Consider the following 8,663-nt stretch of genomic DNA (forward strand, 5'->3'; position numbering starts at 1 on the left):
CACTTCCCGGATCGGAAAGCCCCGAGGGGGAGGCTTCGTGCGAGCAACGGACGCGGGTGGGCGACTCGATCGGCTGGACCTGTCGGCCGAGGCGCGGGAGGTCTTCCTGCGCCTGTCGGACGGAGGACCGCTGTCGGACCCCGGCAGCGGCGCCGCGCGCGCCCGCCAGGAACGCGCCCTGTCCGAGCTGCTCGCCGCTGGGCTCATCGCCGATTCGCCCTTCTCCCGGGGCCGGTACGTGGTGCAGGACCTGGCTCAGGTGGAACGGTCGGTCGTGCAGGCGGAGATAGGTGAGCTGCTGGGCCGGCTCCAGAGGCTCAGCCGGGTGCCCGACGTGCTGGCGGACCTCACCGCGGAGGCGGGTGCCCAGCCCGTCGGGGGCATCGAAAGGCTCGCCGACAAGGGGGAGGCGAACGACGTGCTCACGCGGATGGTCGCGGGGGTGGAGGCGTGCCTGTGGAGCGCGCACCCCGTCGACCGGCCGGCGTGGAGCCTGGAGGCTTCGCTGGAGCGGGACCTGGCCATCGTCCGCCGGGGGCTGGAGTACCGCACGATCTATCCGCACACGGCGCGGGCCCGCGATGCCGAGGTCAAGTGGGTGGCCGCGATGACGGACGCGGGCGCCGCGGTCCGCACGCGGGCCCCCGACTACCTCAGGACGATCGTCGTGGACAGGAAGGCCGTGCTGATCGCGGCGCCGCCGGAGTTCGGGGGGCGCACGGAGGCCTTCTTCATCACCCAGCCGGTCGTCGTGGCGATCGTCGTGTCGTTCTACGAGCAGCTGTGGGAGCGGTCCAGGCCGTGGCGGGGGGAGCGGCGCCAGGAGGCGGGAGAGCTGGCGACGACACCGCAGATGCGGGACTTCATCCGCATGTTGCGGGAGAACAAGACCCGTTCGGAGATCGCGCGCACGCTCGGTACCAGCGAGCGGAGCCTGACCAGTCTGCTCGGCCGGATCTACCGGGCCACGGGCACCGACAACCTGGTGGCGCTGGGAGAATGGTGGGCGACGTCCCCCGACCGGGACCAGGACCTGGGTTGACGGCGCTCAGCCGGCCGCTCCGTGGCCGGGCCCGGGCAGACTGCCGAGGTAGCGGCCGATGACGGCGGGTACGCCCGCCTCGCGGAGCTCCACCAGGAGTTCCACCGACGCATTCGTGTCCCGGACCCGTACGTCGTCGGGCGGCAGGCTGAAGAACGGGGCACCGGCGGCCACGCCGAAGTGCCGGGCGAGGGCCTGCAAGGGGTCGTCGGTGAAGAACGACGGGTCCACCTGGAACATCCGGCAGATGGCCATCGTCGACTCCAGGGTGGGCTTGCTCTTGCCCGCCAGCAGGTTGTAGAGCCACACCCGGGATTTACCGCACGCCTTCGCGACGTCGCCGAGCAGGTACGGCGATCCGGACTCCGTCACCCGGGTCCTCAGCAGGTGTTCCAGCCTGCTCACGAACGGGCAGGTGCCCGGCGGCCGGTCCAGCGGGACTCCGGCCCGCAGGTCGGCGATGTCGGCCGTCGCCAGTCCGGTCGCGAGGGCGACGGACTCGTTCGACTGCGGGGCGCCGCCGCGCGGGTAGATGTGGGCGAAGAGGAAGTTCAGGCGTTCCGCGAGCAGCGCCGCCCGCTCGTCCACGGAGTCGCTCATGGCCGCCACCTTCCTGCCGGACTGGAGCCGCTCCAGTCCCGGTTACCCGGGGATCTCCCGGCCACGCTTCCGGCAGTGCAAGTGTAGGTGCGTGCTGGTGATAACTATTGTTGACATGGTTGGTGTGCGTGGCGCAAGATCGTGGCATTGCCACCGGAGCTCCACCGCCTTCGCTGCTGCGAAGCGGAGCCCCGGTACGGCTGTGCGCCGCCCGACGGTTGCGGCCCCCACGGGGGAGGGTCGCAGGGGGATCGGATCCTTGGGGATCCGGTGACGACCCCGAAGCCGCCGGGCGGCGCACGGCTGTGCGGCGCGGTCGGTCACTTGGACTGCGTGGAGACGCTCACCCCGCTGAAGTCCTGCGCGGCGGCGAGGCTGAAGTAGACCCAGCCGGCCGGCGGATCATTGATCGTCAGGGTCTCGTCGTTGCCGGCCCGGGTGGACTTCGCCTGGTAGCCGCTGGTGGTCGCCCAGGTGGGCCCGTTGTAGTAGAGGTCGGCGTTGCCGGCGCCCCCGCTGCTCGTGATGGTCAGCTGCTTGACGCCGGCCGGCAGGTACACGAAGTGGTGGCTGTAGTTGCCGGCGGTGGCCGCGAGCTGGTCGCGGCGGCAGTTCTGCTCGAACTGGCGGGCGTCGCCGCTCGTGCAGAGCGGGGTGGTCCGGGCCTCCGGAAGGGCGCCGCAGTCGTCGGTCGCGCACGTCGTGGTGAGCCAGGTGTCGAAGCCGGCGTCGTAACGGGTGCCGATGGTCTGCTTCAGGAAGGTACGGGCGCCGTTCCAGTCGCCCGCGCGGTACTTGCCCAGCACGGTCTCGACGTCGGCCGGGTGCGCCTGGAGCATGTAGCGGACCGCGAGGAAGCCCCAGCGGTAGACCCGGTTCGAGTTGACGTCGGCGTCGGCGTCCTGGTTGTAGACGGTGTCGAACAGGTCGCTGAGCTTGTACGTCTTCTTGCCGGCCTCGGCGATCGCGGCGGCGTTGCGCTCGCCCCGGTAGCCGAAGGAGATGTTCTCGGCGATGCCCTCCACCCACCAGATGGTCGGCGTGGTGATGCCGGCGTCGAAGTCTCCGGCCATGTTGTAGCGGCCGTCGAGGTAGTGGGTGTACTCGTGGTTGAGGTTCCAGATCTGGAAGCTCGGGCGCAGCCAGTCGGCCTCGTGGGCGATGAAGCGGGCCTGGTTGCCGGGGGCGGCCGGGTTGCCCTCCTCGTACATGCCGCCGTTGTCGACGTCGATGTTGTAGATGGCCCAGGCGTACAGGGAGTACTGCGTGTAGTCGTCGAAGACGACGACCTCCAGGTTGGTGTTCACGTCACCGGGGATCGGGCCCTTGTCACCGATGACCCGGTGGAAGTAGGCGTCCTCGTTGACGAGGCTGGTACAGGTGCCGCCCAACTGCCCGGGTGACATGTCCTGGGCGCGGATCTTCAGGCCCGGGGTACAGGTGTGCTGGATCGGCAGGATCGCGGGCAGCACGCGTTCGCCCAGGTCGCAGATGGCGTAGGCCGCGCAGTTGTTCTTGTCGTACTGGCGGGTGTACCAGCCCAGGTTCATGGTGATCGGCGCGGTGGGGCCGACGTTCGGGTAGCGGTTGATCAGGTCCTTCAGCAGCGGCCGGACCCGGTCCTTGAGCTCGGGGACGTCGAGGGCGTAGCCGAGGTAGCGGCCCACGTTGCTGACGACGTCCAGGCGGTTCAGCTGCGCGTCGTTGCGCGTGATGAAGCCGGCCCAGGTGTTCAGGATGCTCGGGTCGGCCTTGAGGGCGGCCCGCCAGCCGCGGTCGTCGTTCTTCGCCTTGAAGCCGTTCTGGACGACCCACTCGACGTGCTGCATGGCGAGGTTCATCTGGCCGGGCCAGGTGGCGTCGAAGCCGCCGAGCATCCACTTGACCACGCCGGCGTAGCGGCCGGCCGTGTGGCTGCTGTCGATCAGCGTGACGACCTCGTTGAGGATCTCGCCGTTGGCGTCGGTGACGTCCTTGCTGCGCGGGGAGGCGAAGAAGGCGTCCAGTGCGCCGCGCGCCGCGCCGTCGAGCGCCGCGCCGTACGGGCCGACGGCGGCGGAGTTGTTCTCCTGCACGTAGTAGCCGGCGCGCAGGAACATGACCAACTGACCCACGGAGGCGTTGTTGTTGCCCGAGTAGCCGGCGGAGGCGTCGCGCAGCGCGTTGGCCACGGTCACCATCTGGGCTTCGACGAAGGCCTTGCCCGCGTTCTGCCCGGTGAGTTCGAACAGCGGGTAGGTGCAGTCGATCCGGGGGAGGGCCTTGAGCTGCTGCACCAGGGCGCTGCCCGTGGAGTTGATCACGCCGGAGAGGTCGCCGCACGCGTCCGCCGCCGCGGCGGAGGACTGCGCGCCGGGCTTGACGGGGGCGGCCTGCTTGGCGGCGGGGGCGGGCTGTGGGGCGGACACCAGGGCGCTGTCCTGTGCCGAGATCCGCAGCCGCGCGTTCTTGTTCGTCGCGTCGGGCGACTTGGGCACCGGGATCGACCGGGGCGCCGCGGCCGCGGCGCCGCGCGCGGTGGTGCCGGCCGGGGCGGCGCCGACGGAGACGGCGGCCTGGCTCGGTGGTGTGAACAGGCCGAGGGTGATGAAGACGGCCGCGCCGAGCGCAGGAAGCCTGCGCGCGTTGGCCTTGGATATCCGGAAGGGATGCATCTGCGGGGGCCTCCGGGGCCGTTGAGGCCGCGTGCTGGGTGGCACGGGCCAGGCAGTGGGCATGCTGGTTGGCATGTGACATGTAAAATTTCACATGTCGCATCCCGCCGGAAGGGTTTCGGCCAGATCCATCGGCCCCCGCAACTGAAATGTTGTCAACTGGCGGCCCCGGACATGCCACTGGGAGCGGCGGTGGAACCGCCGCTCCCAGTGGAAGCCGTACGTCGTGACGCCGGGGCGCCGGGGCGTCGGACTAGAAGTGGATGCCCAGGAACGTGCCGCGGTCCCACTCGAACTCGGTGGACTCGGTGTTGGTGTAGATCGGGCCGACGTGGTCGATGACACCGGCGAACGACGAGCCGCTGGTGCGCCCGGCGCCCTGCGAACCGGTGCCCTGGACGAGCCCACCACCGTCGTTGGCGAGAGCGGCGCCGGCGCCACCGAGCAGGATTCCGGCGGCGAGGACCGAGGCGGTGAGGGCAGAGCGCATACGCATGGATACTCCCAAGGATTTCTGGACAACGCGCCGGGAAGCGGTCGCGTCGGGCCGTTCAACGCCGGGGAACGATCACGGGAAACGGCAGCTCACCCCATTGGCGGGGGAGCGTGGGGGGCGCAGGGAGCGCGCGCCGGTGGTCGAGGCGCTACCGGATCACGCCGCGCAGGGGCGCAAGGTCAGGAGGGGGCCCTCCCGGCGGGCCACCATCGCGAAGGGGAACCGGTCCAGTTCCAGGCAGAGTTGGATGTCGTCGGGATGCACGCCCTCGCGTATCCCCTCCGCCAGCTCGGTGGCGGCCCGCGAGTCGGCGGCGCGGCGCAGGAACCCGGCCGCGTCCGTCTCGGTCCCACTCGCCCGCCGGGCGATGTACTGGGCGCACGCGAGGTCCTCGTCGGCCCGCCCGTCCTCACCCGTGACCACGAAGGTCACGTGGTCGCACCCGCGCGTGCGCAGGAGCCGCGCCGTCGCCTCGGCCACCACGAAGCCGGCGCACAGCACCAGCGACGCGTCCTGGACCGCGAGGGCGCCGACCGTCCCCGCCGTGGTCTTCTGCACGACGGTGCGTCCGGCGAGGTCCATGGACCGCAGCAGGCCCGGCGAATTGACGGTGTCGAACCCCGGTGCGGGCGCACCGTCCTTGAGCGCCACCCACTCCGGGTGGCGCGCCTTGTGCGCCAGGGCCTCGTCCAACGAACCGGCGAGAACGATCCGTTCCGCACCCTGACCGAAGGCCCACGCGGCCACCGTGAAGGCACGCATGACGTCGACCACGACGGCCACGGACGGGGTTTCGGTCAACTCGTCGATGCCGAGGAAATAGGAGTCCATCCGGCCATGATCGCGCACGCCCGCCGCGAGCAGTTGCCCAGGGGCCCCAATTGCCAGTGCGTCGCACCTGGTCAGGGCGCGTACGACGGTCGTAGCCGCAATCGGATCCGTGTGTCACGGTGGGCCGTATGGATGCGAAGCCGCAACCTCGTCCGCACGGCCACGATCACGTCCACCCGCACCCGCGCCGACCCTGGCTCGGGCACCTGGTGCGGCCGCACCGGCACGACGGCGCCGACCGGGTCGACACGGCGATGGAGACCTCCCGCGAGGGGATGCGCACGCTGTGGGTGTCCCTCGTCGTCCTGGGGGTCACCACTGCCGTCCAAGCGGGAGTCGTCGCCCTGTCGGGCTCGGTGTCCCTGCTCGGCGACGCGATCCACAACGCCGCCGACGCCCTGACCGCCGTCCCGCTCGGGATCGCCTTCGTGCTCGGGCGCAGGGCGGCGAACCGCCGCTACACCTACGGCTACGGCCGCGCCGAGGACCTCGCGGGGATCCTCATCGTGCTGACCATCGCGGCGTCCGCGGTACTCGCCGCCTGGGTCGCCGTGGACCGGCTGTTCGCGCTGCGCGACGTCACCCACCTGCGGGCCGTTTCCGCGGCCGCGCTGGCCGGTTTCGTCGGCAACGAGTGGGTCGCCCGCTACCGCATCCGCACGGGCAGGAGGATCGGATCGGCCGCACTGGTCGCCGACGGCCTGCACGCGCGCACCGACGGCTTCGCCTCCCTGGCCGTCCTGCTGGGCGCGGGTGGCGCGGCGCTCGGCTGGCGGGCGGCCGACCCCGTCGTCGGCCTGCTGATCACCACCGCGATCCTGCTGGTCCTGCGGGACGCCGCACGCGAGGTCTACCGGCGGCTGATGGACGGCGTCGATCCGGCCCTGGTCGACACCGCCGAGCACGCCTTGCGCGACGTGGTGGGAGTGCTGGACGCCGGTCAGGTGCGCATGCGGTGGATCGGCCACGCGCTACGGGCCGAGGCCGACGTCGTCGTCGACGCCCGCCTGACCGTCGTGCAGGCCCACGAGGTGACCGCCGCCGCCGAACGCGCCCTCGTCCGCGCGATCCCCCGGCTCACCGCGGTGTCCCTGCGCACCTCCCACCTCTCCGCTTCCGCCGCCGGGACGGGAGAGGCGCCACACTCGGTGCGCCCCGTGCCCTTGCCAGAGAGGCTCCCCTCGTCGACGATGCTCCGCAGCGCGGTCTGGCCGGATCACACCGGTTCGGCCGGGGAACCGGGGGAACCCGGACGTCTCGGAGAAAGCCACCGAGCACACCGAGCACACCGAGAACACAGGGAACAGGGGAGACAGTGACGAGGAACAGCAGGCCAGGGAAGCGCCCCGCACGGGCCGCCGCGTTCGTACCGCTCTTCGTGATCGCCGGGCTCCTGCTCGGTCCGGCGGCAACGGCCACCGCGGCCGTGCCGACCGCCCGTCAGGCCCCCACCGTGGCGGCCCTCGCGCAGAGCGCCCCGGCGAACGGCGCCGGTACGACAACGGGCGTGCGCGCGTCGGTGTCCACCCGGGTCGAGGCCGTCACCGGTACCAAGAAGAGCAAGAAGAGCAAGAAGAAGGGCGGACTCTTCAAGAAGCTCCTGATCGGCCTGGTGGTCGTGATCGTGCTGCTCGTGATCCTGTACGGGGTCCGCCGCGCGCTGCGCAGCAGGTCCTCCTAGAGGTGGCGGAGCGGGGTGGTCAGGGGGACCAGGGCAGTCGTACGGCCTCGATCTCCGTGTCGGTGAGGAGGGCCTCGATGAGCGGAGCGGGTCCCGCCACCTTGGTGGCCATCAGGTCGTAGTCCGTGCACACGACCCACGAGCGGTCCTCGGCCCAGAGGTTGGAGGGACTCCAGCCGTCCTCTTCGGGGTGCTCGTACAACACCTTGGCGTCCGCGAGGGCGCCGGCCCGCACGTGCAGGTTGTCGAAGTCCTCGGCCGCGAGCAGCAGCGGGTTGTAATAGGCCAGGCAGCGGGCCGCCGGACCCGTCGTGCTGTGCGCGGTGAGGATCTCGACCAGGCGGTTCCAGGAGGCCCGGTCCATGCTGCCCTCGCGCGGTGCGGTGACTCCGACGGGCCAGCGGCCCTGCCCGGTCGCCGGGAACGTGGTGAGGTACGGCGGCGAGCCCTCGGGCACCACGGGATCCCCGGTGCGCCGGGCCAGCTCCTGCCAGCGCACCCGGTGCCAACGGGGTCCCGGCCGCTCGCCCGGCTCGCCGTCCATCACCTCCGCCGGGTCGAGGCCCGGGATGATCTCGGGGCCGCCGCCCATCAGCACCGCCCGGTGGTATTCGACGTACGTCATGTCGAACGGCCCGAGTTCGTGGGCGTACATGGGGTGGAGCACCCAGGCCGCGTCGGGCAGCGGCGGCGGCATGAATCCGGTGAGCCCGTCGTCGTCGGACAGCTCCCGCAGCCAACCGATGTCCGGGGAGTCGGCGATCGGCCACCGCGCGCTCGCCAGGGCCGCGGCGGTCGACTCTCGGGGCTCCCGCGTTTCCCGCGTCCGCACCGGAACCTCACCCACCCGTCGGGCCGGGGAGATCGGAGGGGACGGGCGTGGCCTGGTGGTAGTACATCCGCCACGCGGAAGGCGCACCACCCTCCCGCGGCTCCTGCGACTTCCGCCAGATCGAACTCCGGCGGGCCCGTCGACCACCGATCGTCGTCTCGTACGTCAGGTGCACCACGCCCGGGGCCAACACGGTCCCCGTCATGCCGACGGGCTCGTAGCGCGGTCCGTCCTCGGCCCCGCCCTCCAGCTCCGGCAGCGCGGCGAGCATCGCCGGCCGGTCCCACGTGCGCCCCGACGCCCCCACCTCGACGAACTCGGGATCCAGGAGCTGCCGGGCCCGGGCCCTCGACGTCCGGACCTCGGGGGCCATCAGCTCCAGTTCCCGTGCCACGGCCTCGGCCACCGCCTCGGTCATGCCGTCCGTCCTCGATGTCATGGCACCATCTTGGCCCACGCCGTCGACGCGGGGGGGGGGGGGGGGGGGAAGGGGGGGGGGGGGGGGGGGGGGGGGGGGGGGGGAGGAA

General features: G+C 71.6%; 9 protein-coding genes. 3 read left to right on the forward strand and 6 right to left on the reverse strand.

Annotation, left to right across the window (positions count from 1 at the left end; all coding sequences use genetic code 11):
• The first annotated feature begins 37 nt into the window (after window positions 1-37).
• Window positions 38-1,042: a hypothetical protein gene (locus tag ACZ4UB_RS08050; protein ID WP_468069010.1), complete on the forward strand. Its 1,005-nt coding sequence runs from the start codon at window positions 38-40 to the stop codon at window positions 1,040-1,042.
• A gap of 6 nt (window positions 1,043-1,048) precedes the next feature.
• Here ACZ4UB_RS08050 and ACZ4UB_RS08055 read toward each other — a convergent pair whose 3' ends face one another.
• From ACZ4UB_RS08055 to ACZ4UB_RS08070, 4 genes are all read right to left on the reverse strand, one after another.
• A complete protein-coding gene (locus ACZ4UB_RS08055; protein ID WP_468069011.1) occupies window positions 1,049-1,642 on the reverse strand; it encodes a helix-turn-helix domain-containing protein in 594 nt (197 codons plus the stop codon).
• Between the two features lie 320 nt (window positions 1,643-1,962).
• Window positions 1,963-4,296, reverse strand: coding sequence for a M9 family metallopeptidase (locus ACZ4UB_RS08060; RefSeq protein ID WP_468069013.1), 2,334 nt, complete (start codon window positions 4,294-4,296; stop codon window positions 1,963-1,965).
• 253 nt (window positions 4,297-4,549) lie between these two features.
• Entirely contained in the window at window positions 4,550-4,792 is a 243-nt protein-coding gene (locus ACZ4UB_RS08065) for a hypothetical protein (protein WP_399257853.1), read from the reverse strand.
• 156 nt (window positions 4,793-4,948) lie between these two features.
• Window positions 4,949-5,623 carry a 2-phosphosulfolactate phosphatase gene (locus tag ACZ4UB_RS08070; protein WP_468069015.1) on the reverse strand — a complete coding sequence of 225 codons (675 nt, stop codon included), beginning with the start codon at window positions 5,621-5,623 and terminating at the stop codon, window positions 4,949-4,951.
• A gap of 128 nt (window positions 5,624-5,751) precedes the next feature.
• On the opposite strand from ACZ4UB_RS08070, the gene ACZ4UB_RS08075 reads away from it, so the two are divergent.
• Entirely contained in the window at window positions 5,752-6,942 is a 1,191-nt protein-coding gene (locus ACZ4UB_RS08075; protein WP_468069017.1) for a cation diffusion facilitator family transporter, read from the forward strand.
• A complete protein-coding gene (locus tag ACZ4UB_RS08080) occupies window positions 6,939-7,304 on the forward strand; it encodes a hypothetical protein (RefSeq protein WP_468069019.1) in 366 nt (121 codons plus the stop codon). Before ACZ4UB_RS08075 ends, ACZ4UB_RS08080 begins: the two co-directional genes overlap by 4 nt.
• A 19-nt stretch (window positions 7,305-7,323) precedes the next feature.
• On the opposite strand, the gene ACZ4UB_RS08085 is transcribed toward ACZ4UB_RS08080, so the two are convergent.
• Together ACZ4UB_RS08085 and ACZ4UB_RS08090 are read right to left on the reverse strand one after the other, a co-directional pair.
• Window positions 7,324-8,136 carry a hypothetical protein gene (locus tag ACZ4UB_RS08085; RefSeq protein WP_468069020.1) on the reverse strand — a complete coding sequence of 271 codons (813 nt, stop codon included), beginning with the start codon at window positions 8,134-8,136 and terminating at the stop codon, window positions 7,324-7,326.
• A gap of 7 nt (window positions 8,137-8,143) precedes the next feature.
• Entirely contained in the window at window positions 8,144-8,575 is a 432-nt protein-coding gene (locus tag ACZ4UB_RS08090) for a nuclear transport factor 2 family protein (RefSeq protein WP_468069021.1), read from the reverse strand.
• Window positions 8,576-8,663 lie beyond the last annotated feature (88 nt).

Source organism: Streptomyces sp. NPDC028419 (assembly GCF_055565515.1).